The following is a 26,863-nucleotide window of genomic DNA, read 5'->3' on the forward strand; positions in this document are numbered from 1 at the left end:
TCATCGGGCGCCCGGTTCCGGCCGCGGGTGACGCGCATCGGCGGAGCGTCCGGCGGCCGTGTCATGCTTGCCCGAGCCGATCAGGGAGGTCCGATGCGGGGGAACACGGTCGCGATGGTGGCCGTCACCGGGGTCGCGGCGCTGGTCGCGGGCGCGTGCGGCGGCGGCTCGGGCGGCGGCTCCAAGGCCGAGGGCGCGACCCCGCCGGGCGCGTCGTCCGCCCCGGCGAAGGGCTCCGGCGGGCGGCCGACGGCGTCCCCCAAGCAGCCGATCATCATCGCCTTCGGCGGCGACACCCACTTCGAGGGCTCGCTGCGCTCCCGCCTGGCGAGCCCGAAGACCGCGCTCGGCCCGGTCGCCAGGACGCTGCGCGCCGCCGACCTCGCCATGGTCAACCTGGAGACGGCGATCACCACGGGCGGGACGCCGGCGCCCGGCAAGGAGTTCACCTTCCGCGCCCCGGCGTCGGCGTTCGCGGCGCTGAAGGGCGCGGGCGTGGACGTGACGTCCATGGCCAACAACCACGGCATGGACTACATGGAGGAGGGCCTGCGCGACACCCTCGCGGCGATCAAGCGCACCGGCTTCCCCGTCGTCGGCATCGGCAAGAACGCGGACGACGCCTACCGGGCCCGCCGCTTCACCGTGAAGGGCAACCGGGTCGCGATCGTCGGCGCCACGCAGGTGCTCGACGACAACCTGATCGAGGCGTGGACGGCGACCGGCGGCAAGGGCGGCCTCGCGTCCGCGAAGGACGTCCCCCGGATGGTCCAGGCCGTGAAGGACGCCCGCGAGGGTTCGGACGTCGTGATCGTCCACCTGCACTGGGGGCAGGAGCTCAAGTCGTGCCCGCTGCCGCGCCAGCAGGAGCTCGCCAAGCAGCTCGTCGCGGCGGGCGCGGACATCGTCGTCGGCGGCCACGCGCACGTCCCGCTGGGCGGCGGCTACATGGACGGCAAGTACGTGCACTACGGCATGGGCAACTTCGTGTTCTCGTCGGCGGCGGGGCAGACGGCCAGCTCCGGCGTGCTGCTCCTACGCGTCCAGGACAGCAAGGTCACGGCCGCGAAGTGGAAGCCGGCCCGCATCTCCGGCGGCCTGCCGATCCCGCTGACGGGCACCGCCGCGGCGGCCGAGACCAAGCGCTGGAACGGCCTGCGCGCCTGCACCGGCCTCAAGGCACGCCCCTGAGCCGGCCCAGGCGCGTGACGCCCTGTCGATCGGACCGCTCCGGACGCTGGACGCGCCGCCGCCCGTGGTGGCCCGCGTCCTCTGGACAGAGGGGCCCAGCGGCGTAGGTTCTCGAAGGAAGAGCACCTACGAGCGGACGGGTGAGCGCTGTGCGGGACTTCCGGGTGACGTCGGGCGGGATCGAGCTGGCCGTGCGGGAGCGCGGCGAGGGGAACCGGCCCACGGTCGTGCTCGTGCACGGGTATCCCGACACCGGCGCGATGTGGGACGAGGTCGCCGAGCTGCTCGCCGCCCGGTTCCACGTCGTCGCCTATGACGTGCGCGGCGCGGGCGCCTCCACCAGCCCGGACGACCCGCTCGACTACGGGCTGGACGCGCTCGTCGGCGACCTCCAGGCCGTCCTGGACGGCGCGGGCGCGGACGAGCCCGTCCACCTGGTCGGGCACGACTGGGGATCGGCGCAGGGCTGGGAGGCCGTCATCGGCGACCGGCTGCGGGGCCGCATCGCCTCGTTCACCTCGATCTCCGGGGTCGACCGGCGGCACATGGCCCGCTGGGCCCGGGAGGCCGTCCGGTCCGGGCCGCGCGGCGTCGCGGACGTCCTGGGGCAGGCGCGCCGCAGCGTCTACATGCCGGTCCTGATGGCGCCCCGGGCCGGGGAGCTGGCGGCCCGGCTGGTGTCCGTCGCGTTCGCGCGCGGGATGCGGCTGCGGGAGGGCGCCGAGCCCCGTCCCGGCCATCCCGCCGGGACGCTGGCCCGCGACGCCCGCAACGGGCTCGGGCTGTACCGCGCCAACCTTCGGCCCGGCGGCGCCCCCGCCGGGGAGGGGCGGACGGACGTGCCCGTCCAGCTGATCGTCCCGACCAAGGACCGGTACGGGTCGCAGCCGCTCCTGCTGTCGGCGCGCGGCCCGGTGTCCCGGCTCTACGTGCGGCGCGTCCCGGCCGGGCACTGGGTGGCGCGCAGCCATCCGGACCTGGTCGCCCGCTGGATCGCCGAGTTCGTCGAGCACATCGATGGCGGCCCCGAGACAGCGGCCCTCGCGCACGCGCGCGCGGCGGGCGAGCCCGGAAGGGACTTCGGCGGCGACCTCGTCGTCGTCACCGGCGCGGGAAGCGGCATCGGCCGCGCCACCGCCCTGGCGTTCGCCGCGGCCGGGGCCCGCGTCGTGGCGGCGGACGTCGACGAGGCCGCCGCCAAGCGCACCGCGGACGAGATCGGCGTGGCCGGAGGCGAGGGCTACCTCTACCAGGTGGACGTGGCCGACGCCGAGGGGATGGAGCGGTTCGCCGGCTATGTCCGCGACACGTTCGGCGTCCCCGACGTGGTGGTCAACAACGCGGGCATCGTGATCATGGGCTCGCTGCTGGAGACGTCCGAGGACGACTGGGCCCGCGTGCGCTCCGTCAACCTGGACGGCGTCTACCGCGGCTGCCGGCTGTTCGGGCGGCAGATGGCCGACCGGGGCGAGGGCGGCCACATCGTCAACGTCTCGTCCTTGGGGGCGTTCTTCCCCATCGCCGACCTGTCCGCCTACAGCGCCGCCAAGGCCGCGGTGCTCCACCTCAGCGAGTGCCTCCGCCTCGACCTGGACCGGCACGGCATCGGCGTGACGGCGGTCTGCCCCGGATTGATCAACACGCCGGGCGTCCGGCGGACGCGCTTCGTCGGCCTTGCGGGGGCTGGCGTGGAGGACGAGCTGCGGGAGCGGATGGCCCGGACGGTCGAGCGGCGCGGCCACCCGCCGGAGAAGGTCGCCCGCGCGATCCTGCGGGCCGTCCGCCAGGACAGGCCGGTCGTGCCCGTCGCCCCGGAGGCCCACATCGGACGCGCCCTGGCCCGCGTGTCCCCGTCCGCCAACCGCGCCCTCGCCCTCCTCGGCCGCCGCGCGGGCGACCGCCTGCACGCGGACCTGAAGCACCGCCGCGCCCTGCGTCCCTAGGGCGCCGCGTCCCTAGGAGCCGGGGAAGCGGCGCAGAACGCCACCACGATGACGGCCGCTGAGACGATCCACCACGCGGGGCCGGACATGTGCGACGGGACGGACAGCAGCGGCTTGCCGCCCCACAGCCGCGCGACGAGGGGAAGCGCGCCCTCGTAGACGCCGAGGAAGAGGACCAGGGCGGACAGCCCGTCATACGACTTCGGACCGTTCATGGCTTCGATCGTTCCCGGCCAGGGCGTCCGCCGATAGCGACCAGGGTCGATGCGGCTCGTCCGGTCGTCACTCTCCCGTTCGGGGAAGGGACAGGCGCAGCTCGCGGAGGCGGTCCGGGGCGCTGATGACGTCGATGGCGGCGATGCGGTCGCCTTCGATCGTGAGGGCGAGGACGAGCAGCAGGCGGCCGCGCGGGGCGACGGCGACGCCGAGGGCCCCGTCGACCAGGACGGGACGGGCGAAGCGCGCGCGGGCCGTGTTGGTGAGCGTCTCCTCGGCGAGGCGGCGGGCGCCGCGCAGCTCGGCGGCCTCGCCGCCCGGCACGGCGGGGGCCGCGCGCCGGACGACGTCGGGTGCCAGCACCGCGAGCAGGCCGTCCAGGTCCCCGGCGCGCGACGCGGCGAGGAAGGCGTCCACGACCTTCCGCTGCCGGGCGAGGTCGGCGGCGGGGACGGCGGCCGTCCCGTGCACCCGGCCGCGGGCACGGCTCGCCAGCTTCTTCGTCGTGGCCGGTGACCGGCCGACGATCTCGGCGATCTCGGCGAACGGCACGGCGAACAGGTCGTGCAGGACGAACGCGACGCGCTCGGCGGGACCGAGCGCGTCGAGGACCACGAGGAGCGCGAGCCCCACGGAGTCGGCCAGGACCGCCTCGTCCTCGGGGTCGGCCGGGTCGCGCGGGACGAGCGAGGGTTCGAGGCCGGCGAGGTCGGTGGGGTCCTCCGGACGGCGCTTGCGCGAGCGCAGCATGTCGAGGCAGATGCGGCCGACGATGGTGGTCAGCCATCCCGTCATGTTGGCGACGGCGGCGGTGTCGGCGCGGCTGGCCCGCAGCCATGTCTCCTGGACGGCGTCGTCCGCCTCGTCCGCCGAGCCGAGCATGCGGTACGCGACCGCCCGCAGATGGCCTCGGGACCGGTCGAACCGCTCGGCGAGCTCCGCCTGATCGTGCATCGGTCACCTCTCCTTGCCAGGGGTCGTCATACCAGTGAGAGAGAAGAAGGAGAGGCGATACCTGTGAATACTAGCGCCGCGTCAGCGGCACCGAGGTCCCTGCTGCACCTGGACTCCAGCCATGCGAAGGACTCGGTCAGCAGGCGGCTGACCGCGTTGTTCGCGGAGACCTGGCGGGAGGTGAACGGCGCGGCCGGGTACCGGTACCGGAATCTGGCCGCCGATCCGGTGCCGCTGGTGTCGGCGGCCTACTGCGAGCTGGGCCGGCGGGTGGAGCGGCACGGGCTCGTCCCGCCGTCGAAGGTGGCGGCGCTCGTGGAGGACGCCGAGGAGGAACGGGAGTGGGCGCTGACGCTCCCGCTGATCGAGGAGGTGCGCGACGCGGACACCGTTCTTGTCGGTGTCCCGATGTACAACTTCTCAGTACCGGCGTCGCTGAAGGCATGGATCGACCGGGTGACCTTCCCGGGGGCCTTCATCGCCCCGGACACCGGGGAGAAGGTGCTGGACGGGACGAGGCTGGTGGTGGTCACCGCGCGGGGCGGGGCCTACGGGCCGGGCACGCCCCGGGAGGCGTTCGACTTCCAGGCTCCCTACCTGCGGGCGTACTTCGGCAACCTCGGCGTGACCGACATCCGGTTCGTCCACGCCGAGATGACCGTGGCCGACGTCATCCCAGAGCTGGCCCGGTTCCGGGACCTGGCGGCGGCCTCGCTGGAGGAGGCGCGGGCGGCGGTGACCGCGCTGGCGGCCGTCAGGTAAGGACGATCTGGCCGGACGGTCCGTCCAGTGTGGCCGTGAGCGCCGGGCTGCTCGCCACCGTCACGTCCAGGTGGGCGCCGATCGCGTCGAGCGCGCTTTGGACGGTGCCGGGTTCCGGGTGCGAACCAGTGAAGGAGGTCAGCGGAACGGTCGGCAGGCCCTGCTCGGTCGGATGGGCCGTCGTTCCCCAGTCGATGAGGAACGGCACCAGTCCCGCCTGGGCGAAGGCCAGGCGCCAGGTGAGGAGGTCGCCGTCCGGGGTGCGGCGCGACATGTCCTCGACGTCCCCGGGGTCGTAGCCGCGGCGGCGGGCCCGCTCCACCCGCTCCTGGAGGTCACCGGCCCGGATCGCCCAGGTGACCATCGCCGGCTCCGCGCGCGTGTCGATCCCGAACGGGCGCGGGACGCCGGGCTCGGGCTGCCCGTCGTCCGGCCCGATGATCTCCAGATAGCGGCGTCCGCCGAGGCCCAGCAGGTGGTTGCGGGTGCCGAGGCCGAGGTGGCGGCCGCCCTCGACCGGCCGCGCGCCGGTGAGCCGGTGGACCTCGTCCACGGTCGCGCGAAGGTCGGGGGTGGCGTACACGAGATGGTCGAGCGCTTCGTCGATACCGGACATGAAAATCAGTATCCCGATCTTCACTCCGCGCGGAACTCGGTGACGGCGATGCGCTGCTTCGGTTTGCCGTCTCCCTGGCCGTTCTCGTCGCCGGAACCGGCCTTGGCCACCTTGTCCACGAGCTCCATGCCGGACGTGACCCGCCCGAAGATCGTGTAGTCGGGGCCCAGCGGGCTGTCCCCGTAGACGATGAAGAACTGGCTCCCGTTGGTGTCGGGGCCCGCGTTGGCCATGGCCACGATGCCCCGGGTGTACCGCGCGCCGGAGGTGTTCTCGTCGGCGTACTGGTAACTCGGGCCGCCCGCCCCGGTGCCGATCGGATCGCCGCACTGGAGGACCTTGAGGCCGCCGCTCGTGAGGCGATGGCATGGGGTGTTGTCGTAGAACTTGCGGCCCGCGAGGTAGACCATCGAGTTCACCGTGCAGGGCGCCTTCTCCGCGTCGAGGTCCAGCCGAAGCGTGCCGAGGTTCGTCTTGACGGTCGCGCGGACAACGCCCGTCCTCTGGGCGCGGGACTGCGGCGTCCCCACCTCCTTCGCGTTCTCCGAAGTGGGCCGTGGCGTGTAAACGCAGTTCCGTCCGCCGGTGCCCGTCGATCCCTGTGACGGCTGGCCGCGCGCGGGCTGCTGTGCGGCCGAGGGGCGCCGCGCGTTCGGCTTGTCGGTGTCGTCGTCCATGAGCAGGACGGCGGCGGTCGTCCCACCGGCGATCAGCAGGACGCCCGCGGCCGCGCCGGCGATCAGCAGCGGCCGGCCCTTCCGGCTCGGCGACGACGGCCGGGTCTGCTGCGCGAACGGGGGTGGCGGAACCTGGCCTGCCTGGTACGGGAGGGGGACGGGCACCGCTGCGGATGCCTGGTCCGGTGGCGCCCAGGGCAGCGGCACCGGCGACGGCGACGCCGCGGCCGATGGCAGCGGCGGCGGGGCCGGCAGGTCGCCGGGGGTCAGGGTCGCGGCGACGGACGTGCCCTCCGCGAGCGGGTCCCGGTCGTCCCCGATGCCGAGCAGCCGCGTGAGGACCTGGAGCGCCGTGGGACGCCGCGCCGGATCCTTGTGCAGGCAGGCGGCGACCAGCTCGCGCAGCGTTCCGCCGAGCGCCCCCAGCTCGGGCTCGGCGTGCAGGATCCGGTGCATGGTCGCCGGGATCGAGTCGTGCCCGAACGGCGGCATGCGGTTGGCGGCGTAGGCCATGGTGCAGCCCCACGCGAACATGTCCAGCGGCGGGCCCCCGGACGCCCCCGTGACCTGCTCCGGCGCCATGTAGGCGGGCGTGCCCACGGCCCCGGTCATGGTGGCGGACGTCGCCTCCAGCGGGCGCGCGACGCCGAAGTCGATGACCTTCGGGCCGTCCGGGCCGAGGAGCACGTTGGCGGGCTTGAAGTCGCGGTGCACGACACCCGCGTCGTGGATCGCGGCGAGCGCCGTGGCGGTGCCGATGGCGAGCCGCACCAGCTCGCCGGCGGGGATCGGACCGCGCTCGGCGATCAGCTGCCGCAGGGACGGGCCCTCGATGTACTCGCTGACGATGTACGCCCCGTCCTCCCCCGCCTCAGCGGCGAAGATCCGCGCGGTGCAGAACGGCGCGACGCGCCGGGCCGCGGCCAGCTCCCGCTCGAAGTTGACGCGGGCCCGCTCGTCCCGGTCCATCTCGGCGTACAGGACCTTCACCGCGACGCGCTCGCCGGTGCCGGACTCGCCGAGGTACACGCTTCCCTGGGAGCCCTCCCCGAGGCGGGCCGTCAGCCGGAACCCGCCCACCTCGCCGGGGTCGTTCGGACGCAGCGGACGGGGCACGGGCATCAGGGGACCTCCACCGGAAAGGGGCGGAAGCAGCCTATCCGTGCCCGCCTCACCCGCCGCGCTCGATCGCGCCCGCTAAGGCGTCACGGGGCGGTGAGGACGCGGAAACCGGCGTCCACCTGGACGCGGACGCCGGAGACGGCGCGGAAGTCCCCGTCGGTGAGCGATGCGATGACCGTCGCCACGTCCTCGGGCTCGACCATCCGGCCCAGGACGGAGCGGTCTTCCAGGACGGATTCGAACGCGGGCGTCAGGTTCCCGGCGGAGCCCTCGGTGCGGACCGCGCCCGGGGCCACGACGTTGACCGCGATCCCGCGCGTACCCGCTTCGGCGGCGACATAGCGCGCGAAGGTGTCCAGGGCCGCCTTGGCGGTGCTGTGGGCGACGGCGGTGGGCCGGGTCAGTTCCGCGCTCAGGCTGGACACGTAGACGATCCGGCCGCCCTCGGGCATGTCGGCCAGGACGGCCTGGGTGATGTGGAAGGCGGCGGCCAGCTCGCCGTCCACCTTGCCGATGAAGGTCTCCCAGGACATCTCCCGGAGCGGCGCGAACGGCGGCGCGACGTTGGCGTTGCAGACGAGGACGTCCACCGGCCCGCATTCGGCCACCAGGCCCGCGACCTGGGACGGGTCGCGGACGTCGGCCTGGAGCGGGCGAGCCGTCCCGCCGGCCGCCTCGATGTCCTTGACGACGGCGTCCGCGGACGCGCGGTCGCGGTGGTAGTTGACGATCACGTGGAACCGGCGGCGGGCGAGCTCCCGGGCGGTGGCGGCGCCGATGCCGCGGCCGGCGCCGGTGATGAGTGCGGTCTCCATGCGCCGGACGTTAGAGGAAGGGCTAACTTTAGGGAAGTACCGACCTTGGAGTAAGCTCCTAGCAATCTGGTAGGTGTGGAGATAGAGGGGAGGCAGGCGTGCAAGACGATGTCTTCCGGCGGGACTGCCCCGCCCGCGTGGTGCTCGATCACGTGACCGGACGGTGGGGCGTGCTCGTGCTGGCCGCGCTGGGCGCGGGGGATCTGCGGTTCTACGAGCTGAGGGAGAAGATCGAGGGCATCAGCGAGAAGATGCTGTCCCAGACCCTCCGCGTCCTCGTCCGGGACGGGCTGGTCCTGCGCACGGTGGAGCCGACCGTCCCGCCCAGGGTCTCCTACGGGCTGACCGCGCTGGGACGCGGCATCACCGAGCCGCTGCGGGGGCTCACCGGCTGGATCAGGAGCCACGCGGGCGAGATCATCGCCGCGCAGGGCGCCTACGACGAGGCGATCATGTCGCGGAACCAGGCGTAGGACCGCTTCGGCGTGCGCCTCTGCGTCTCGTAGTCGACGTGGACGAGCCCGAAGCGCGGATGGAAGCCCTCCGCCCACTCGAAATTGTCGAGCAGCGACCAGGCGAAGTAGCCGCGGACGTCGACGCCCTCGTCCACGGCGGTCCGCATCGCCGCGATGTGGGCGTAGAGGAACCCGATGCGGTCGACGTCGTCGACCGTCCCGTCCGGCCCGACCTCGTCGGGGAACGAGCAGCCGTTCTCGGTGATGTAGAGCGGCGGCAGCCGGGTGGAGTACCGCTCGTCCAGCGTGCGCAGCAGGGACAGCAGGCCGTCCGGGGCGATGGGCCAGCCCATCCCGGTCGTCGGGTATCCGGGGACGCCCATCATCTCGAAGGGCAGCGGCGCGCCCGCGCCGGGGGCCTTGAGCCGCGTCGGCTGGTAGTAGTTCACGCCGAGGAAGTCGATGGGCGCGGCGATGACCGCGAGGTCCTCGGGACGGACGTAGCCCGCCGGGTCGGGGCCGCCGAGCGCCGCGACGTCCGGGTAAGTGCCGTCCAGGATCGGGTCGGTGAAGAGCCGGTTCATGAGCGTGTCGAAGGCGAGCGCGGCCCGCCGGTCGTCCGGCGACGCCTCGTCCCGAGGCCGGGCGGGCGAGTAGTGGTTGACCAGGCCGACCTCGCGGGCGCCGCGGCCGCGCAGGGCCGCGACGGCCAGGCCGTGCCCGAGGAGCTGGTGGTGCGCGGTGGGCAGCGCGTCCAGCATCAGGGTCCTGCCGGGCGCGTAGACGCCGAACGCGTACCCGTACGCCATGACGACGACGGGCTCGTTCAGCGTCATCCACATGCCGACGCGGTCGGCGAGGCGCTCGGCGGCGAGGCAGGCGAACTCGGCGAACCGGTAGGCGGTGTCGCGGTTCATCCAGCCGCCCGCGTCCTCCAGGAGCTGCGGCAGGTCCCAGTGGAAGAGGGTCGCGGCGGGCGAGATGCCGTTCGCGAGGAGGCCGTCCACCAGGCGGTCGTAGAAGTCGAGGCCCTTGGCGTTGACGGGGCCGCTCCCGGACGGCTGGACGCGGGGCCACGCGATCGAGAACCGGTAGGAGGAGACGCCGAGGCCGGCCAGCAGCGCGACGTCCTCCGGCCACCGGTGGTAGTGGTCGCAGGCGATGTCGCCGGTGTGGCCGTCGCGGACCCGGCCGGGCGTATGGGCGAAGGTGTCCCAGGTGGACGGGCCGCGGCCGTCCTCGGCGACCGCGCCCTCGATCTGGTAGGCGGCGGTGGCGACGCCCCATCGGAAGCCGTCCGGAAGCCCCATCCCGGTCCCTCCCCAAATGCGAATATCATTCGGATATTAAGGCCGCGGGTGGTCCCGGCGGAAGAGTCCCCTGGCCTCGGAGAGCGAACGCCTCCGCGAGATGCCCCCGCGCGTCCGGCCGGGGTGACAATGGTGGGGTGACCGAGATCCGGACCCCGCTCCGCCGCCGTCCCGCCCAGCGCCGCAGCGCCGAACGCGTCCAGCGGATGCTCGACGCGTGCGCCGAGATCCTCGACGAGGACGGCTACGACGGCCTCACCACCACGCGCATCGCCCAGCGCGCCGAGGTGGCCATCGGCTCGGTCTACCAGTTCTTCCCCGACAAGCGCGCGGTCGCGCAGGCCCTCGCCCTGCGCAACCTGGAGGTCTTCGGGCAGCGCATCTCCCGGACGCTCGCCGATGGCACCTTCGACGACTGGTCCGACACGGTCGGCGCGATCATCGAGATCTTCGTGGAGATGCACCGGACGGTCCCCGGCTTCCGCGTGCTGCGGTTCGGGGACGTCGCCGACGTCAACCTGCTCGACTCCGACGCCGACAACAACGCGGTGGTCGCCGACCGGCTCCGCAGGATGATCGTCGAGACGTTCGCCGTCCAGGACACCCCCGATCTCGCCACCGCGCTCGCCATCGCGGTGGAGGCCGGCGACGCGGTGCTGAAGCTCGCCTTCCGCCGCGACCCGGCCGGCGACCCCGTGATCCTCGCCGAGGCCGAGCGGCTGATCCACGGCTACCTCGCCGGGCACATCCAGGAATCCTGACCTGCCCGTTCGTCACCCGGGATCCGTCGTATATGGCAGACTCCGCCCTTGTTCCTACATTCACGACAGAACGGGTGAGTCCGCTGGACGATGAGCGGTTCCAGGCGCAGAAGAGGCTGCTGGTCCGCCAGCGCCTGCGCCTGATGGTGAACCAGTACGAGGTGCACGCCGAGGCGCCGGACGGGTCGGAGGGCGAGCTGCTCGCCTTCGCGCAGCAGAAGCGGATGGCCTTCAAGGAGCAGGTCACCCTCTACGCCGACGACACCAAGACCCGTCCGATCCTGGGGTTCAAGGCGCGCAAGCGCATCGACCTGGCGTCGGCGTACGACATCACCGACGCCGCCGGGCAGCCCATCGGCGTCTTCCGCAAGGACTTCAAGAAGTCGCTGCTCGCCTCCACCTGGCACCTGGAGCAGCCGGGACTCGGCGTGACGACCGGCAGCGAGCGCAACAAGGCCGTGGCGGTGCTGCGGCGGATCTGGCAGATCATCCCGTACGCGGAGAACCTGCCGTTCGCCTGGCCGTACCACTTCGACTTCTACGCCGGCGACCAGATCGTCTTCTCCGTGGAGAAGAAGTTCGGGTTCCGCGACCGGTACGTCGTCGACATCAAGGACCCGCGCCTCGACCGCCGCCTGGTCATCGCCCAGGCCATCGGCCTCGACGCGCTCCAGTCGCGCTGACCTTCCGCCGGGTCTGGCTTCCACGGGCTTTACATGTTACGAAGGTGTGTAAAGCCGTGGGCGGACCACGCCCTACGTCGTGACAGCGGCGTCGCGCCCGGAGGAGGCTTCCGTGAGTTCCTACGACCTCTACTCAACGCCTGTACCGACGGACACGTGGAACGTCCCGATGTCGGGGGACACCCGCTTCACCTGGGAGTACGACGACGGCCGGGACCGGCTGCTCAGCCTGTACCAGAAGGGCAAGGACAAGCAGTGGGACGCCCAGAAGCGCATCGACTGGGACATCGAGGTCGACCCGCTCAACGTCGCCGGCCTGCCCGAGCACTTCAACCCGCTGTTCGGCTCCGACATCTGGGACCGGATGCCGCAGAAGGAGCGCGACGAGTTCGGCAGGCACCAGGGCTCGTGGCTGTTCAGCCAGTTCCTGCACGGTGAGCAGGGCGCGCTGAACGTCTCGGCGCGCATCGTCCAGTCCGTCCCGGACCTGGACTCCAAGTTCTACGCCGCCACCCAGACCATGGACGAGGCGCGGCACGTGGAGCTGTACGGGAAGTTCGTGCACGAGAAGATCGGCATGTACTACCCCGTCAACCAGGACCTCGCGAAGCTGCTCGCCGAGTCGCTGGAGGACAGCCGCTGGGACCTGCCCTACCTCGGCATGCAGGTGCTCATCGAGGGCCTCGCCCTCGCCGCGTTCGGCCTCTACCGCGACATGTCGACCAACCCGCTGGTCAAGCAGCTGCTCGCCTACGTCATGCAGGACGAGGCGCGGCACGTCGCGTTCGGACGGCTCGCGCTCAAGGACTACTACGCCGAGCTGACCGACAAGGAGCGGGCCGAGCGCGAGGAGTTCGTCGTCGAAGGCTGCTACCTGATGCGCGACCGGTTCAGGGGCCGCGAGATCTTCGAGCAGCTCGACATGCCCGTCGACAAGTGCATGGAATACGTCGACAACTCCGAGATGTACACCCTGTACCAGTCGCTGTTGTTCAGCCGGATCGTCCCGTGCGTTCGGGATGTCGGGCTCTGGGGCGACAAGGTGGAGGCCGCCTACGCGGACATGGGCGTGCTCGACAACGCCAAGGCCGATCTCGAAGCGCTGATGCGCCAGGACGAGGAGTACGCCGAAAAGGTCGACGAGGAGCGCTACGCGGCGGAGCTGGCCGCGCGCCAGGACGAGGTCGACGACGCCATCAAGCTCGGCGGCGTGGAGTAGCCGGGGACCACCAGGGCAGCCAGGGGCCACGGGGGTGGCCGCGGGGTAGGTGCCAGGTAAAAAGCGGGGGCGTTCCAGGGCGCCTCCGCTTCGCCGTTCCGGCCCCTTTTCCCGGTTCCGTTCACGTGTAGTCCCAAATCTTCGGCATGAGCCCGGCGAATTTGCCGGGCTTTGTTGCGATATATGGCCCACGGGAATTTCACGGTTCACTTCTCGTAGATCTTTATTTTCTCTCCCCGCCGATTCTCGTATCGACTGTGCTCGATCTCTGTTTGTACTAACGTCCCCGGTCGACGGTGCGCCGGTCATCAGCAAGCCGCGCGGGCGCACACACACGAGCAGGATCAATCCGAAATCTCCGGGGAGAAAGAATGAATCGATCCGCCAGAAGCCTGCTGAGCGTCTCCGTCCTCGTTCCGCTGGCCGCGGCGTTCACCGTCTCGGCCGCGTCCGCGAACGCCGCCGAGGGCCCGTCCGCCGACCTCGCCTACGGGGCGGTCGCACCGGTCACGGCGGCCCTCCCGGCCGGGACGGTCCCGCCGCCGGTCACGGGCCCGGTCGGAAAGGCCGCCGAAGCGTCCACCGGCGCCGTGGACGAGGTGCTCACCGCCGCCCAGAAGGCTCCCGAGCTCCGGAGGAAGACCGTGGCGCGGCACGCGAACGCGGAGCCGGACGCCGCCGTCCGCAAGACCAGGTGCGCGGTCGACGTGGGCAAGACGGTGGACGGCACCACCGGGTCAGCGCTGCCGCGGACGCCGCTCCCGCGGCCCGGGCTTCCGAAGACCGGGCTCCCGAAGGCCGGGCCGGGCGCGGGCGACTGCCTCGGCGCGAAGCGCCTGGCCGAGCGGAAGGCGGCACCCTCCCCGATCGAAGCCGGCGCGAACACGGCCGGCAAGGTGATCGGCCGCACCGGCAAGGTCACCCAGAAGCTGCAGGTCGGCAGCCTCGACCGCCTCGGCGCGGCCGCCTCGACCGCCTACGGAAACGCAGGCCTCCCGCAGCCCCGCGGCATCGCGGCCCGCTCGGCGGCGCCGGTGGACGGCCTGGAGCCCGGGAGCCCGTCGCGCCGGCTCGGGAAGCCGGTGCCGAGGGACGGCGTCCTCGACAAGGCGGACAAGACCGTCGCCTCGACGGGCAAGAGCATCGACGAGATGGCCGGCGCCCTGACGTCCGAACACCCCGAACCGGTGGGTCCGGTGACCCCCGACGGCAAGCCGATCCCGGCGTCCCAGCTGCCCCCGGGCATGGCCCCGCCCCGCCGCGTCGCCGCGCCGGCGCCGGGCGCCGACCTGCTCGGCGGCCTGCCGGACCAGGTCGTCCCGGGCATCTCCCTCCCGGTCGGCGGGCCCGCGGCGCCCGGCCTGCCCTCGCTCGGCTGACCGCACGGCACGAATCCCGGACGGGGCGTTCCACGCAGACGTGGAACGCCCCGTTCCGCTTGTCTGGCAAGCGCTTGTTATACGCCCGAGATACCCCTTCCTCCCCGAGTAAAGTCGATCTTGAAATGCGGTCACCCGGCGGAGTTGATCAACTTCATAGGGCAAAAATGAGGGTGACAAACCCCACAAACGAGGGTCCTGTGCTTGTTTCACGGCGAAGGCAACGTACGGTCATGGACTTGTGCGGCGCCAACCGAGATCGAAGTGAAGACGCGTTCCCGCCGCACGTGCCGGACGCCAGTTCCGCGATGATGCGGACGCGCCTTTGAGAGGGGCGCGGAGGCGGGCTTGAGGCCCGCGGGCGGCGAGGGATTCGGGGACATGGACGTCGCCCGGACGCGCCGCGAGAACGGCGAAGTCGAACGCCGGGCGTCCGGGGCCCTGTCCCCGACAAAAGGACTCCTCTGTGGGTAGCCCTCAAGCACGCCTTCGCACGATCCTGATCGCTTCGAGCGTCGCGGTGGCCGTTCTCGCGGTCGGCGCGTTCGCCCTCCTCAGCGGCGACGGCTCCGCCGACTCGGCGCGCGCCGCGCAGACCGCACCGACCGCGCCGCAGGCCACCGCCCCGGTCGCGGACCCGCCTCGGGCGACGCCCACCCGGGCCAGCCGCGGCCAGACCCGCGCTCCGGAGCCCACACCGTCCAAGAGCACCAAGCCCAAGGCCAAGGCCAAGGCCAAGCCGAAGAAGAAGCAGTACAAGGTGCTCAAGTCGGGTTCCTGCCAGGCGTCCTACTACTGGGAGGGCCAGATGACCGCCAGCGGCGAGCCCTTCGACCCGAGCGAGCTGACCGCCGCGCACAAGACGCTGCCGATGGGCTCCAAGGTCCGGGTGACCAACAAGAACAACGGCCGTTCGGTCATCGTCCGCATCAACGACCGCGGCCCGTACGCGGGCGGCCGCTGCCTGGACCTGTCCAAGGCCGCGATGACCAAGGTCGGCGGCACGGGCGCGGGCGTGATCCCCGTCCGCTACCAGGTGCTCTCCCGCCGCTGAGCCCCGAAATCCCCGCACCCGCCAAGCGGGCCCCGGACGCTGCCCGCAGTCGGGCGGTTCTCCCAGCGGGCACTACCGACGCGTTGGCGCGATTCGCGGGGCAAGAGCCTCCCCCGTGGCCGAGGTGTCCGGCACGGACCCACCTCGGCCACGGGGAGCCGGTCGACCACCGGCCGTGGCCAGGGCGCCGAGCGTGATGCCACCCGCTGCGAGCACGCGTCCATCGGCCAGGCCGACGGCTGCGAAGTCCCAACGGCCTGTGCCGAGTCCTCCGGTGATGCTCCAGGCGTGCGCGACCGGGTCGTAGATGAACGCCGCGCGGTACCCGACGTCCACGCATCCGCTGTCAGTGCCGCCCGTCACCAGTACTTTCCCGGAGGGCAGCGGCACGGCGCGGTGGAAGCTCAAGGCCCACGGCATGTCCTCGACCGGGCTCCATCGGCCCGCCGCCGGACAACTGCACAGAGCCGTCCGGCAGCGGCACCGCCTCCGCGTTGACCCGCGGTGTGACCAGGTTCCCGGTCGGCCTCCACGTTCCGCTCGCGTGATCATAGGTCTCGCAGTGAGTCATGCCGGCGGCGTCGTCCCGGGTGACCGTCACCATGCCTCCGGCCACCAGCACCCGGCCGTTGCCCAGCACCACCGCTGTATTCGTGGCCAGCCACACGCCCTTCGGCAGTTTCCCCGCCTCCGACCAGCGACCCGGCACCACCTCGGCCGAGAGCTCGACCTGTACGCCACAGACCCATAACCGTCCCTTCCCCCAAGGACACCGAGACGCTTCAAGCACCGCGGCGCCCGGCTGCGGCAACGCGGGACAACGTCGTGAGACACCGCGCCTAGCGGGTGGGGGCGGCGCTGCTCGCCGCCCGGGGCGGGGGGCTGCCGGGCACCTGGAGCGTGACAGGCGGGGTTTCCGCGGCCTGGCGCGGACGGGCCTCGGCGAGCCGTTCGCGGAACCAGTCGGTGAGGGCGCCGTCCACGCGCACCGCGTCGGTGATCGGCGGACGGGCCTCGGTGCCGGGCTCGGCGGCCAGGGCGTGACCCATCCGGAACGTGACCGACTCCACGGCGCATCCGTCCGTGGGCGTGGTGGCGCGGCGGCGGAGGAGGTCGACGAGGGCGGCGATCTCGTTGGGCGGGACGACCCGGTCCTTGGCGCCGGCGATGAGCAGCAGCGCCACGTCCCGTCCGGCGATCTCGCCGGCGAGGGAGCCGAGGTCGAGCCGGTCGGCGAGCGCGTGGGCCCGGTCGGTCCACGTCCGTTCGCGTCCGGCGCGCTTCTCGACCGCCAGCGCCGCCCGCGACGGCGCGATCACCGGCGCCACGAGCGCGGCGGTGCTCACCGGCACGGTGCCGCGCGCCACGGCGAGCAGCGCGGCGGCGGCGCCCACGCTGAACCCCGCGAGCCCGACGGGCCCGTCCGGGAGTGCGAGGGCGCGGCGGATCTCGGCCACGGCCTCGGGCAGCCGCTCGACGGCACGTTCCACCGCCTCGCCGTACGCCTCGATGGCCTCGGTCTCCAGGATCGCGCCCGAGCCGAGCCCGCCGGGCAGCCGGCCGGGCAGGTCGAGGTAGACGCGCCACGCCGGGACGCCGGTCATCGGGATCGCGGCCGCCAGCGCACTGGCCGTGCGGGGCGGCTCGAACCCGGGCCAGGCCAGGATCAGCCGCGTCGGCCCCGCCGCGACCGCGTCCACGGCGGTCGGCGGCAGCGCGACGTAGGGGACGCCCGCGGCGGAACCGTGGACGGGCAGAGTGGAATCGGGCTGGTTCGGATGGTCGCCGCTCATGGCGTACGTCAGCTCCTGCGGTGCTCGACGGGCGGTGCCGGTCGTGCCTGGAGGTCAGGCAGGGGAGGCGGCGCTCCTCCCGCGAATACCAGAAGTTCCCGCGTCTCATGCTTCCAGCGGAGTCCCCGGAATGCGGCCTGATCACCACGATTCGCCCGTGAGAGTGACGAAGAACTCACCTGAGGTCACCGACTCCACCGCTCTGAGGACAGGTCTGGGACGGCCGCGCCGGGGGGAAACCTCCGCGCTCATCCCGGACCAGGTTCCAGAACGATTCCGTCCAAAGGGAACAATTCCGGAGATTGCCGCGTCATAAACAGTCGTGGGCGCTGCGGGGGCGCGCCCTCAGAACGTCCGATGAGGAGTGCCTGTGGACAGGAAGCGCAGCGCGGCCGCCGGGCAAGCCTGGCAGATCTACAGCGAGACCCTGCAACCCGACGCACCCGGGCTGTTGGAGCGTGTACGCGCCGTCCCCCGGATGCTCAAGGCCGTCCTGCGCGGACGGTACAAGGGGATGTCCTTCGGGACGCTCGGGCTGCTCGCCCTCGGCCTCGTCTACATCGTCTCGCCGATCGACGCGATCCCCGACGTGTTCCCCATCGTCGGGATCGTCGACGACACGGGCCTGGCGCTGTGGCTGATGACCGTCCTCGTCAAGTCGGCGGGCGACTTCGTCACCTGGGAGCGCGGTGGCCGTCCCACCGTCCTCGTCGGCGAACCGGTCGACTGACCCGTCCCGCCGAAGGCGAGACCACTCAACCGGTGGTCTCGCCTTTTCCGCTTCTAGGACGGCTTCAGTTCCTTGGCGAAGCGCTCGGCCGCGTCCCGCATGATGGGGACGACATCGGCGACGATCTCGCGTGTCATCCGCGCGGACGGCCCGGAGACCGACAGCGCGGTCAGCGCCGGCGCCCCCCGCAGCGCCACCGCCACGCACCGGACGCCGATCTCCTGCTCCTCGTCGTCCAGCGCGTACCCCTGATCGCGGATGCGCTCCAGCTCCGCCATGAGGATGTCGGCGTCGGTGAACGTGTTGGGCGTGTGGGCGTCCATGCCCGTCCGGGCCAGGATCTCGCGGACCTTCGGCTCGGGAAGCTGGGACAGCAGCGCCTTGCCCACACCCGTGCAGTGCGGCTGCACGCGCCGTCCCACCTCCGTGAACATCCGCATGGAGTGCTTGGACGGCACCTGCGCGACGTACACGGCCTCGTCGCCTTCCAGCACGGCCATGTTGGCCGTCTCCCCCACCTCGTCCACCAGCCGGGCCAGCACCGGCCGCGCCCAGGACCCCAGCAGCCGGCTCGCGCCCTCGCCGAGCCTGATGAGCCGCGGGCCCAGGGCATAGCGCTTGGACGGCTCCTGCCGCACGTAACCGCGGTTCACCAGCGTCCGCATCAGGCGGTAGATCGTCGGCATCGGCAGCCCGGAGACCTCCGTCAGTTCCGACAGCGCCATCTCACCGCCCGCGTCCGCCAGATGCTCCAGCAGTTCAAATGTGCGCTCCAGCGACCGTACGGCCTCCGCCACCGGCGCCTCCCCTCGTCGTGATCACCCGATTCTACGGAGAATCGATTTCGCTATGCGAAAGAGGGGTAGGGCGTTACTGGTGGCCATGGCGTGGCAATAACTGTCTACGCCCGGCGCCACGCGCGCCGCCCCCCTGGCAGCCATAGGGAACACAGGTAACTGCGAGAGGGGAACGGGTGCAAACGGGGGGCCGAAGGAAACGCAGCACGACACGTCCGCGCCGGTGGACGTCCAGCCGGCGATGGGCCGCGATAGCGGCGAGCAGCGCGCTGGCCGTCCCACCGGTCTTCATGGTGAACCCATCGGCGAGAGCCGTGCCAGGTGCATGGTTCGAGCCCGATCCGCGCTCGTCGGCCGTCCGCTTAGGCGCCGACGTGACGACCACGGGCGGCACGTCCACCGGCGCCGACTACGCGCTGACGTACACCGTCCGGGTCCACGCCATCGGCGGGACGGCGCACAACACCGTCCTGGAGCTCACCGCCGAACGCCTCATGTCATGGACGAGGCACTCGCCGAACTGTGCCGCGTCCGGCCAGGTCCTACGCTGCCCACTCGGTGATGTCGACGAGGACGGAGAGGAACGTTCCGCCACGCTCCGCATGCCCGACTCCCTGGTCTCGTCCTCGTCCGCTAGGCCGGTGACCGTCTTGATGACGGCGGAGGCAGCCAACGCACCGAGACAAACCGTCCGTACGGTGGTCGGCTTTCCCAGCGGCGTTCTTGGCCCGGCCCTCGTCACAGGCAACCCCTGCAACGGCCCGGCCACCTCTGCGAGGACCGCTCTCCGCGAGCCATGCACCGAGCCCGGACCGGACGGTAACCCTTCAGGAGCCGACAAGCCGACGGCCAACGGCACCCTCACAACGGCTGGGAAGCCCAGCCCGAACGCGTGCCAGCCGTCAGGAGCCAACACCAAGCCGTGCCACGAGGGGGAACCCACTGCGGGCGGTGGGCCTCCCGTGAGTGGCAAGCCCAACGCCGACGGCACCCCGGCCGCAGGCGTGAACCCCCGTCCGGGCGCTTGCCGCACAGGCACCCCGTGCCAAGCCAAACCACCACCCGGCGGCAAGCCCTCGCACGACGGCAAGCCCTCGCCTGGGGGCAAGCCGCCTCATAGCGGTAAGCCCAAGGCCAATGGTGCTCCGGGCGCAGGTCCGGCCACAGACGTCAAGCCCCGTCCCGGTGCCTGCCGCGCAGGCAAGCCGTGCCTCGGCAAGCCGTCGCACGGAGGCAAGCCGTCCGCTGGGGGCAAGCCGCCTCATGGGGGTAAGCCCAAGGCCGGTGGTGCCCCGGGCGCAGGCGTCAAGCCCCGTCCCGGTGCCTGCCGCACAGGCAAGCCATGCCACGGCGAGCCCCCGCACGGAGGCAAGCCGTCCCCTGGGGGCAAGCCCCCGCACGGTGGCAAGCCCAAGGTCGATGGTGTCCTGGGCGCGGGTCCGGTTGCTGGTGTGACGCCCCGTTCCGGTGCCTGCCGTGCAGGCAAGCCGTGCCATGGCGAGCCCTCCCATGGCGGCAAGCCTCATGCGGGCGTTGGCCTTGGCGGGGGCGGGAAGCCGCGCGGGACTGGGGAGCCGTCTGACACCGAGTTGGACGCGGGGGCGGAGGTGCCGGGATCGCCGCATTCGTCCGGTCAGCAAGGGCCGAATGCGATCGTCCTGCCACCGCTGAGCGCACCGGCGCCGAACGGGCAGGGTGTGCCCGGGCGGACGCAGTCGCGGGCCGCGTCCGGGGAGAGCAAGATGACGCTGGTCTCGCCGACCAGCACGGAGGAAGGGGACGGGACGGACTGGGCCGTCGTGCTCGGCATAGCGCTCGTGGCCGAGATCGGGTTGTTGTGGGGCGCGGCATGCGTTGGTCTGTGGAGACGCAGGGTCGCGTTCACGCGCGCGCTGGAGGACGCCGCGGAAGACGGACGCGCCATCGAGTGAACCGGGTCGGGACCCGGCGACCCGAACGGGGGCCTGCCGGATCCGGACAGGCGATTTGCTGGACAAGTGTCCCCGCATCATGCCAATTGGGCGTTCCTGCCCTTAGGCTGTCCGCCTAACAGTGAACGCTGCCGTTACGGACAGGGGATCCGGCATGTCAGACGCGACGCTGCAGTGTCCGAAGTGCGAGTCCGATCTTGACTCCCACGAACGCCACGGGGTCGTCATCGAGGAATGCCCGGCCTGCAAGGGGGTCTTCCTCGACCGAGGGGAGCTCGAACTGCTGATTGACGCCGAGAGCCGCTACCTGGCCGAGCTCCCGGACGGCGAACACCCGGAGACGGCCTACCAGGGACGGCACCGGCGCGGCATCATGGAGCAGATCTTCGCTGGGGAAGGCCAGGCCGGGCACGGTCGGTGACCGTGCGGACGCCCAGGCGCACACGGATATTCACTCTTGTCACGCCAGTGACAAAGGGGCGGTTGTCTAATGTGACCGCAGGCTAATATCGCGCGTTGCCTACTATCGGGTAGCTTCACGGTCATTGCCGGTAGCCGGGGTCTTGCCAGAGGCAGTCGTCCGGCCATATCCGTCGATGGCGCCCGCCCCCCACGGCCTTCCCCCCGGGAGATTGATCAATGGCATTGGGCTCGCTGCTTCCCGATCTCCAGCCCGGTGGCTCCGGCCGCACCCCGCTGATCGAGCGGCTCGCCAGGTGGGCCAGGGAGAAGCCGGACGCCCTGGCCTTCACCTTCGTCGACTACTCGCTCGACCCGTCCGGGGCGAAGATCACGTTGGACTGGGCCGAGACGGAGCGGCGGGCGCGCGCGATGGCGGCCCGGCTCCGGCAGGTGACCGGGCCGGGGGAGCGCACCGCGCTGCTGCTGCCGCAGAGCCTCGACTACATGATGGCCATGCTCGGCGCCCTGTACGCGCACGTCATCGCCGTGCCGCTGTTCTCGCCGGACCTGCCGGGGCACGCCGACCGGCTGATCGGCGCCTACTCCGACGCCGAGCCCGCCGTGATCGTCACGACGCGGAACGCGCTGCAGCACGTGGAGAAGTTCCTGGCCGACCACGACGTCCCGCAGCCGAAGGAGATCCTGTTCGCCGAGGAGGTCGATCTCGACCTCGCCTCCACCTGGGAGGACGAGCCGATCGGGTTCGACGACCTGGCCTACCTGCAGTACACGTCGGGTTCCACGCGCCGTCCGGCCGGAGTGGAGATCACGCACGGGAACGTGACGGCGAACGCGGCGCAGCTGTGGTCGGGGTGGGCGCCCCAGAAGCCGGACCCCGAGCTCGTGAGCTGGCTGCCGCTCTTCCACGACATGGGCCTGATCGCCACGATGGCGCTTCCGCTGGTGCGCGGCGATCACGCGATCTTCACCGATCCGGTGTCGTTCATCATGAACCCGATGCGGTGGATGGAGCTGATCGCCGAGCGTCCGGGCAAGAACGTCTACACCGCCGGGCCCAACTTCGCGTACGAGTACGTCGCGTCCATGGCCTCGCCGGAGAGGCTGGCCAAGCTGGACCTGTCCGGCCTCACGACGTGCCTGAACGGCGCGGAGCCGATCCGCACGTCCACGCTGTCGACGTTCGGGGACGCGTTCGCCGGCGTGGGGCTGCGGCCCGGCGCGCAGGCCCCCGGCTACGGCCTGGCGGAGGCGACGGTGTTCGTCACCGCGGCCGCCGAGGACGTCCCACCGAAGATCATCTATGCGGACCGCGCCACCTTGACCAAGGGCGAGGTGCGGCTCTGCGACGGCCCGTCGGAGCGCGCCAGCACGCTGGTGTCGTGCGGCACGCCGTCCGGCCAGATCGTCGCGATCGTCGATCCCGAGACGCGTGCCGAGCAGCCGGACGGTCACGTCGGTGAAATCTGGGTCCACGGACCGAACACCGCACTGGGCTACTGGCGCAACTCGGAGCGCAGCCAAGACACGTTCGGTGGCGAACTGGCCGAGCCGGGCGAACTACCGTCCGGGCCTTGGACGAAGACCGGCGACTACGGTGTCGTCCACGAGGGCGAGCTGTACGTCACCGGCCGCATCAAGGACCTCATCATCGTGGACGGTCGGAACCACTATCCGCAGGACATCGAGGTCACGACGCAAGAGGCGCACCCGGCCATTCGTCCCGACCACGTCGCCGCGTTCGCTCTGCAAGGCGAGGAGACCGAGCGGCTCGTCATCGTGGCCGAGCGCAACAGGCGCGTCCCGCTCGGACGGCTCGACCCGCACGAGGTGGAGACGGCCGTGCGCGGGGCCGTGAACGTCGAGCACGAGATGAGCGTCCACGAGTTCGTGCTGATCGAGCCCGGCGGCGTCTCCCGCACCTCCAGCGGGAAGATCGCGCGGGCGGCCACCCGTCAGCGCTACCTTGACGGCGCGCTGGCGACGACCGAGGCTCGCCTGGCGGCTCGCAAGTAGCGTTCCCGGCCGCGACGACATCAGGAGGATCATGCTTTCGGGGCTGGGGCGGCTCATCCACCGGCGACGCTGGGCCGGTCTCGTCCTGATCCTGGTGCTGACGGGCGCGGGCGGCGCCTGGGGCCTCGGCGTGTTCTCCAAGTTCAAGGCGGGCGGCTTCGAGGACCCGGACGCGTCGTCCACCCTTGTCGCGCGGCTCGGCGCCACCTACTTCGGCAGCACCAATCCCGACGTCCTCGTCCTGTACAAGAGCGGCACCATGACGGTGGACGACCCGCGGTACGAGGCCGCGGTCATCACCACGGTCGCGCGGCTGCCCAAGGACCGGGCGGCCGAGATCATCTCGTACTGGGCCATCGACGGGAAGGACGCGGCGTCGTTCGCCTCCCGCGACCGGCGCGAGACGTTCGTCGCGGTGAAGCTCCAGGGCAAGGACGACGCGGCCAAGCTGGAGAACTACAGGCTCATCAAGGAGCGGCTCAAGGCGCCCGGCCTGGACGTACGGTTCGGCGGCAGTGTCCCGCTGGGTGAGGAGTTCGGCGAGCAGGTCACCGCCGACATCGTCCGCGCCGAGACCATCACCGCGCTGCCGCTGCTCATCCTGCTGATGATGCTGTTCGGCGCGTTCGTCGCCTCGCTGCTGCCGATGGTCGTGGCGGTGTTCTCGATGATCGGCGGCCTGGCCGTCCTGAACATCGTCACGTTCGCCGCGGACGTGACGTCCTTCGCCCTGGAAGTCGTCACGATGATGGGCGTCGGCCTGGCGATCGACTACTCGCTGTTCATCATCAGCCGGTTCCGAGAGGAATTGGATCGCGGGGCGTCCGCGCAAGGACTGCCCCAGGGCAAACCCTGGAAAGGAGAACGCGACAGGCGCGCGCGCAGGGCGGCCAAGAAGGCCCACAGGGAGGCCATGCTTCCCGTACAGGAGGCCGCGCTGGGCGCCACCATGGCGACCGCCGGGCGAACCATCATGGTCTCCGGCGTGACCGTCTCCGCCGCTCTCGGCGGCCTCCTGCTCTTCCCCCAGATGTTCCTGAGGACGATCGGGCTCGCCGGCATCGCCACCGTCATGGTCGCGGTCTTCGGCGCCACCGTCCTGCTACCGACCCTCCTGGCGCTCCTGGGGCCCCGCGTGGAAGGCGGACGGATGCCGTGGCGGCGTCCCGACTCCAAGCGCGCGCGCCGCGACCCCGACAGCGGCTTCTGGTACCGCCTGGGCCACAGCGTGATGAAGCACCCGTTGCCCTACTTCACCGCCGTCCTCGTCATCCTCGGCGTCATGTTCGTCCCGTTCCTGAACGTCCAGTTCGGAAGCATCGACGCCCGCGTCCTGCCCAAGGACAGCGCCACCCGCGCCGTCGTGGAGAGCGTCAAGCGCAACTTCCCCAACGGGTCCGCCGAACCCATCGACGTGGTGGTCTCCGGAGACCTCATCCCGCGCAACTGGAAGCCCGTCCGCAAGGGCGACAACATCCCTCCGTACCTGGAGGCGTTCCGTAAGAAGCTGGGCTCGCTGCCAGGCGTGACCGACTCCAAGTTCACCGGTTACTCCGGCGAATACGGCGGCGTTCGCATCTCCGTTACCCACAAGTACGAGCCGATGGACCGGCACGCCCAGGACCTCGTCGACACGATCCGCGGGATGGACCTGTCCAAGAACGGCTATCCGATGCACATCGACGTCGGCGGCAGTACGGCCGCGCAGATGGACCTGATGTCCAGCCTCATGCGCAGCCTGCCGAAGATGGCGGTCGTCGTCGGCCTCGCCACGTTCCTCTTGCTGTTCATGTTCTTCGGCTCGGTCGTGCTGCCGCTGAAGGCCATCGTGATGAACGTCCTGTCCATCGGCGCGTCCTTCGGCGCGATCGTGTGGGGCTTCCAGTACGGGCACCTCGCCGGGATCCTCGACTTCACCCCGACCGGCGGCGTCGAGGCCACCAGCATGATCCTCATCCTCGCGGTCGTGTTCGGCCTGTCCATGGACTACGAGGTCTTCCTGCTCAGCCGTATCCGCGAGGAGTGGGACCGCACCCGCGACAACCGCGTCGCCGTCGCGTCCGGCATGCAGCACACCGGCGGCATCATCACCAGCGCCGCCCTGCTGTTCCTCGTCGTCATCGCCGCGTTCAGCATGGCCGGCATCACCGTCGTCAAGCTGATCGGCGTCGGCATGTTCGTCGCCGTCGTCGTGGACGCGGCGCTCGTCCGCTCCCTGCTCGTCCCGGCCACGATGCGCTTCATGGGGGACTCCAACTGGTGGCTGCCCGGCCCTCTGGCCGGCCTGCACGCCCACGTCGACCTGCGCGAACGCGGTGAGCTTCCCGGAGAGCCCGCCGGCACCGCCGTCGCCGCCCCGCCGCGTCTACCGGACGAGCAGCCGTTCCCCTACCCGCTGCGCTGGGAACAACCGGCCACGACCCCGGCCGCCGGTGTTGCCGCAGCCACCCCTCCAACGCCGCCGATCGCACCACCGGCACCAACACCGCCGGTCGCACCACCACCGGTGCCGGCACCGCCCCCACCGTCCTACGTGGACGCGAACGCCGCCTTCAAGCCGACCTTGCAGCCCACCATGGCGGGCCAGGTGAATTTCGCCGCCCATGAGCGTCCGAACCTGGTCTTCCAATCGCCCAATGGCGTCGACCAGGTCGCCGCGCCAGGGCCCACCTCGGCCGATCCGTCCATGCGAATCGTCCCGTCCCCGGCCACGGAACCCCAGGCCCCTTGGAGGCCGTGGGCGAACGGACCTCCGCAGCCGCGTCCCGTCCGCAACAGCAGCATCAAGCGTGAGATAGTTCCCACCCCGGACGGTACGGGGTGGCGCTGGAGACCAGTGGAGGATGAGGATGCCAACTGAGTCACGTCGTCGCGTCGCACAGCGGGCCGGGGCGACCCTGGCCGCAGCCGTGACCGGCGCGGTCGTGCTCCCCTTGAGCGCGCCGTCGGCCGATGCGGCCGCATTCAAGAAGGCGGACACCGGCGCGCGGGTCACGAGCTACAAGTGGCTGAACAAGGGCAAGACCGCCTTCGACTTCAAGGTGCGGTCGCCCTCGCTCGGCTCCACCCAGAACGTGCGCGTGCTGCTCCCCAAGGGCTGGAAGAGCAACTCCCGCCAGAGCTGGCCCGTCGTCTACGCCTACCACGGCGGCAACGACAACTGGACGTCCTGGACGCGCAGATCCAGCACCGACATCCAGGCCCTGGCGCGCAAGTGGGGCGTCATGGTCGTGATGCCCGAGGGCGCGAACGGCTCGTACACGAACTGGTACAACGGCGGCAAGGGCGGCACTCCCAAGTGGGAGGACTTCCACCTCCGCGAAGTCCGCCAGCTCGCGGAACGCAACTTCCACGCGGGCGGCTCCCGCGCGGCCATGGGCATCTCTTCGGGCGCCCAGGGCGCGTGCACCTACCCGGGACGCGCACCGGGCATGTTCCGTTACGCGGCCTGCTTCAGCGGCGTCCTGTCCATGAGCGCCCCGGGCATCCCCGCGCTGCTGATGTACACCAACAGCGGCAACGGGAACAGTGCCTTCGACATCTGGGGCGTTCCCTGGCTCGACCAGGCCAACTGGGACGCCCACGACCCGATCAAGCTGCTGCCCAAGATGCGCTCGACGAAGTTCTACGTCTCGTCCGGTACCACCGGTCGGCGGGGGCCGTTCGACTCCCCGAACACCGCACCCTGGGACATCGGCTACCTGAGCGAGCGGGCCATCGGCCCGACCGTCCAGGCGTTCGCGAAAGAGGCCAAGCGCCAGAACGTGCAGATCACAGCCCACATCTACGGGAACGGCCGCCACTCCTGGCCGTACTGGAAGCGTGAGATGCACACCGCCTGGCCGTCCATGATGAAGGCCATCGGCGCCAAGCCCGTCAGGTAACCCACCGCGAATGCTCCGGTCCCGCCTCGGGGCCGGAGCATTGCCGTCCCCCGCCGGGGCGCTAGCGGAGGAGCCCGTCGATGATCTTCGCGGCCCGGCCGATCCCGTCCTCGTCCCGTATCCGCCGCCCCAGCC

General features: G+C 71.4%; 24 protein-coding genes. 15 read left to right on the forward strand and 9 right to left on the reverse strand.

The window, feature by feature from the left end; all coding sequences use genetic code 11:
- The first annotated feature begins 93 nt into the window (after positions 1 to 93).
- Entirely contained in the window at positions 94 to 1,191 is a 1,098-nt protein-coding gene (locus E1298_RS11990) for a CapA family protein (protein ID WP_243725531.1), read from the forward strand.
- Between the two features lie 140 nt (positions 1,192 to 1,331).
- Entirely contained in the window at positions 1,332 to 3,134 is a 1,803-nt protein-coding gene (locus E1298_RS11995) for an SDR family oxidoreductase (RefSeq protein WP_207944576.1), read from the forward strand.
- On the opposite strand, the gene E1298_RS12000 is transcribed toward E1298_RS11995, so the two are convergent.
- Both E1298_RS12000 and E1298_RS12005 read right to left on the reverse strand, forming a co-directional pair.
- Complete coding sequence (locus E1298_RS12000; protein WP_131892381.1) at positions 3,131 to 3,349, reverse strand: hypothetical protein; 219 nt, start codon at positions 3,347 to 3,349, stop codon at positions 3,131 to 3,133. The two genes, E1298_RS11995 and E1298_RS12000, sit on opposite strands and share 4 nt — an antisense overlap.
- Before the next feature lie 67 nt (positions 3,350 to 3,416).
- Positions 3,417 to 4,304, reverse strand: coding sequence for a sigma-70 family RNA polymerase sigma factor (locus E1298_RS12005; protein WP_131892383.1), 888 nt, complete (start codon positions 4,302 to 4,304; stop codon positions 3,417 to 3,419).
- 63 nt (positions 4,305 to 4,367) lie between these two features.
- On the opposite strand from E1298_RS12005, the gene E1298_RS12010 reads away from it, so the two are divergent.
- Entirely contained in the window at positions 4,368 to 5,066 is a 699-nt protein-coding gene (locus E1298_RS12010) for an FMN-dependent NADH-azoreductase (protein ID WP_243725532.1), read from the forward strand.
- Here E1298_RS12010 and E1298_RS12015 read toward each other — a convergent pair.
- Genes E1298_RS12015 through E1298_RS12025 form a run of 3 tightly spaced genes read right to left on the reverse strand, consistent with a single transcriptional unit; the run spans position 5,059 to position 8,296 of the window.
- Entirely contained in the window at positions 5,059 to 5,682 is a 624-nt protein-coding gene (locus tag E1298_RS12015) for a VOC family protein (RefSeq protein WP_131892387.1), read from the reverse strand. The two genes, E1298_RS12010 and E1298_RS12015, sit on opposite strands and share 8 nt — an antisense overlap.
- A 20-nt stretch (positions 5,683 to 5,702) precedes the next feature.
- Positions 5,703 to 7,514, reverse strand: a complete 1,812-nt coding sequence (locus E1298_RS12020) for a protein kinase domain-containing protein (protein ID WP_279498224.1) — start codon at positions 7,512 to 7,514, stop codon at positions 5,703 to 5,705.
- Between the two features lie 50 nt (positions 7,515 to 7,564).
- Entirely contained in the window at positions 7,565 to 8,296 is a 732-nt protein-coding gene (locus tag E1298_RS12025; RefSeq protein WP_131892391.1) for an SDR family oxidoreductase, read from the reverse strand.
- 98 nt (positions 8,297 to 8,394) lie between these two features.
- On the opposite strand from E1298_RS12025, the gene E1298_RS12030 reads away from it, so the two are divergent.
- Complete coding sequence (locus E1298_RS12030) at positions 8,395 to 8,769, forward strand: winged helix-turn-helix transcriptional regulator (RefSeq protein ID WP_131892393.1); 375 nt, start codon at positions 8,395 to 8,397, stop codon at positions 8,767 to 8,769.
- Here E1298_RS12030 and E1298_RS12035 read toward each other — a convergent pair.
- Positions 8,733 to 10,061 (reverse strand): GH1 family beta-glucosidase, encoded by a 1,329-nt coding sequence (locus tag E1298_RS12035; RefSeq protein ID WP_131892395.1) that lies wholly within the window; start codon positions 10,059 to 10,061, stop codon positions 8,733 to 8,735. The two genes, E1298_RS12030 and E1298_RS12035, sit on opposite strands and share 37 nt — an antisense overlap.
- 137 nt (positions 10,062 to 10,198) lie before the next feature.
- Here E1298_RS12035 and E1298_RS12040 point away from each other — a divergent pair, with 137 nt between their 5' ends.
- The 5 genes from E1298_RS12040 to E1298_RS12060 all read left to right on the forward strand — a co-directional run bounded on the left by E1298_RS12040 (position 10,199) and on the right by E1298_RS12060 (position 15,157).
- Entirely contained in the window at positions 10,199 to 10,822 is a 624-nt protein-coding gene (locus E1298_RS12040) for a TetR/AcrR family transcriptional regulator (protein ID WP_131892397.1), read from the forward strand.
- A 74-nt stretch (positions 10,823 to 10,896) separates the two neighbouring features.
- Positions 10,897 to 11,505 (forward strand): LURP-one-related family protein, encoded by a 609-nt coding sequence (locus E1298_RS12045; RefSeq protein WP_243725533.1) that lies wholly within the window; start codon positions 10,897 to 10,899, stop codon positions 11,503 to 11,505.
- A 112-nt stretch (positions 11,506 to 11,617) separates the two neighbouring features.
- Complete coding sequence (locus tag E1298_RS12050; protein ID WP_131892399.1) at positions 11,618 to 12,724, forward strand: ferritin-like domain-containing protein; 1,107 nt, start codon at positions 11,618 to 11,620, stop codon at positions 12,722 to 12,724.
- 371 nt (positions 12,725 to 13,095) lie between these two features.
- Positions 13,096 to 14,103, forward strand: coding sequence for a hypothetical protein (locus tag E1298_RS12055; protein ID WP_131892401.1), 1,008 nt, complete (start codon positions 13,096 to 13,098; stop codon positions 14,101 to 14,103).
- Positions 14,104 to 14,569: 466 nt separating this feature from the next.
- Positions 14,570 to 15,157 (forward strand): septal ring lytic transglycosylase RlpA family protein, encoded by a 588-nt coding sequence (locus E1298_RS12060; RefSeq protein WP_131892403.1) that lies wholly within the window; start codon positions 14,570 to 14,572, stop codon positions 15,155 to 15,157.
- Positions 15,158 to 15,503: 346 nt separating this feature from the next.
- Here E1298_RS12060 and E1298_RS12065 read toward each other — a convergent pair whose 3' ends face one another.
- Both E1298_RS12065 and E1298_RS12070 read right to left on the reverse strand, forming a co-directional pair.
- On the reverse strand, positions 15,504 to 15,866 hold the full coding sequence (locus tag E1298_RS12065) for a Kelch repeat-containing protein (protein WP_131892405.1): 363 nt from the start codon (positions 15,864 to 15,866) through the stop codon (positions 15,504 to 15,506).
- Positions 15,867 to 15,996: 130 nt separating this feature from the next.
- A complete protein-coding gene (locus tag E1298_RS12070) occupies positions 15,997 to 16,950 on the reverse strand; it encodes an alpha/beta hydrolase (protein WP_207944577.1) in 954 nt (317 codons plus the stop codon).
- A gap of 370 nt (positions 16,951 to 17,320) precedes the next feature.
- Here E1298_RS12070 and E1298_RS12075 point away from each other — a divergent pair, with 370 nt between their 5' ends.
- Positions 17,321 to 17,680 carry a YkvA family protein gene (locus E1298_RS12075; RefSeq protein ID WP_131892407.1) on the forward strand — a complete coding sequence of 120 codons (360 nt, stop codon included), beginning with the start codon at positions 17,321 to 17,323 and terminating at the stop codon, positions 17,678 to 17,680.
- 53 nt (positions 17,681 to 17,733) lie between these two features.
- Here the strand turns inward: E1298_RS12075 and E1298_RS12080 are convergent, their stop codons facing one another.
- Entirely contained in the window at positions 17,734 to 18,477 is a 744-nt protein-coding gene (locus E1298_RS12080; RefSeq protein ID WP_279498220.1) for an IclR family transcriptional regulator, read from the reverse strand.
- A gap of 1,742 nt (positions 18,478 to 20,219) precedes the next feature.
- On the opposite strand from E1298_RS12080, the gene E1298_RS12085 reads away from it, so the two are divergent.
- The 5 genes from E1298_RS12085 to E1298_RS12105 all read left to right on the forward strand — a co-directional run bounded on the left by E1298_RS12085 (position 20,220) and on the right by E1298_RS12105 (position 26,728).
- Positions 20,220 to 20,408 carry a hypothetical protein gene (locus E1298_RS12085; protein WP_131892409.1) on the forward strand — a complete coding sequence of 63 codons (189 nt, stop codon included), beginning with the start codon at positions 20,220 to 20,222 and terminating at the stop codon, positions 20,406 to 20,408.
- A 154-nt stretch (positions 20,409 to 20,562) separates the two neighbouring features.
- Positions 20,563 to 20,829, forward strand: a complete 267-nt coding sequence (locus E1298_RS12090; protein ID WP_131892411.1) for a TFIIB-type zinc ribbon-containing protein — start codon at positions 20,563 to 20,565, stop codon at positions 20,827 to 20,829.
- 218 nt (positions 20,830 to 21,047) lie between these two features.
- Positions 21,048 to 22,844: a fatty acyl-AMP ligase gene (locus E1298_RS12095; RefSeq protein WP_131892413.1), complete on the forward strand. Its 1,797-nt coding sequence runs from the start codon at positions 21,048 to 21,050 to the stop codon at positions 22,842 to 22,844.
- A 31-nt stretch (positions 22,845 to 22,875) separates the two neighbouring features.
- The gene (locus tag E1298_RS12100) at positions 22,876 to 25,704 is read left to right on the forward strand and encodes an MMPL family transporter (RefSeq protein ID WP_131892416.1); all 2,829 of its coding nucleotides are present in this window, start codon (positions 22,876 to 22,878) and stop codon (positions 25,702 to 25,704) included.
- Complete coding sequence (locus E1298_RS12105; RefSeq protein ID WP_131892418.1) at positions 25,694 to 26,728, forward strand: alpha/beta hydrolase; 1,035 nt, start codon at positions 25,694 to 25,696, stop codon at positions 26,726 to 26,728. The genes E1298_RS12100 and E1298_RS12105 overlap by 11 nt, the downstream gene beginning before the upstream one ends.
- Positions 26,729 to 26,863: the final 135 nt, after the last annotated feature.

It is taken from the genome of Actinomadura rubrisoli, from assembly GCF_004349215.1.
GTDB lineage: Bacteria > Actinomycetota > Actinomycetes > Streptosporangiales > Streptosporangiaceae > Spirillospora > Spirillospora rubrisoli.

What these genes read in the sequence shown, in the direction of transcription:
- E1298_RS12035 (WP_131892395.1), bottom strand. Translation starts at nt 10,061, where the DNA reads ATGGGGCTTCCGGACGGCTTCCGATGGGGCGTCGCCACCGCCGCCTAC.
- E1298_RS12070 (WP_207944577.1), bottom strand. Translation starts at nt 16,950, where the DNA reads ATGAGCGGCGACCATCCGAACCAGCCCGATTCCACTCTGCCCGTCCAC.
- E1298_RS12000 (WP_131892381.1), bottom strand. Translation starts at nt 3,349, where the DNA reads ATGAACGGTCCGAAGTCGTATGACGGGCTGTCCGCCCTGGTCCTCTTC.
- E1298_RS12095 (WP_131892413.1), top strand. Translation starts at nt 21,048, where the DNA reads ATGGCATTGGGCTCGCTGCTTCCCGATCTCCAGCCCGGTGGCTCCGGC.
- E1298_RS12015 (WP_131892387.1), bottom strand. Translation starts at nt 5,682, where the DNA reads ATGTCCGGTATCGACGAAGCGCTCGACCATCTCGTGTACGCCACCCCC.
- E1298_RS12105 (WP_131892418.1), top strand. Translation starts at nt 25,694, where the DNA reads ATGCCAACTGAGTCACGTCGTCGCGTCGCACAGCGGGCCGGGGCGACC.
- E1298_RS12055 (WP_131892401.1), top strand. Translation starts at nt 13,096, where the DNA reads ATGAATCGATCCGCCAGAAGCCTGCTGAGCGTCTCCGTCCTCGTTCCG.
- E1298_RS12085 (WP_131892409.1), top strand. Translation starts at nt 20,220, where the DNA reads ATGACGCTGGTCTCGCCGACCAGCACGGAGGAAGGGGACGGGACGGAC.
- E1298_RS11990 (WP_243725531.1), top strand. Translation starts at nt 94, where the DNA reads ATGCGGGGGAACACGGTCGCGATGGTGGCCGTCACCGGGGTCGCGGCG.
- E1298_RS12100 (WP_131892416.1), top strand. Translation starts at nt 22,876, where the DNA reads ATGCTTTCGGGGCTGGGGCGGCTCATCCACCGGCGACGCTGGGCCGGT.
- E1298_RS12090 (WP_131892411.1), top strand. Translation starts at nt 20,563, where the DNA reads ATGTCAGACGCGACGCTGCAGTGTCCGAAGTGCGAGTCCGATCTTGAC.
- E1298_RS12005 (WP_131892383.1), bottom strand. Translation starts at nt 4,304, where the DNA reads ATGCACGATCAGGCGGAGCTCGCCGAGCGGTTCGACCGGTCCCGAGGC.
- E1298_RS12025 (WP_131892391.1), bottom strand. Translation starts at nt 8,296, where the DNA reads ATGGAGACCGCACTCATCACCGGCGCCGGCCGCGGCATCGGCGCCGCC.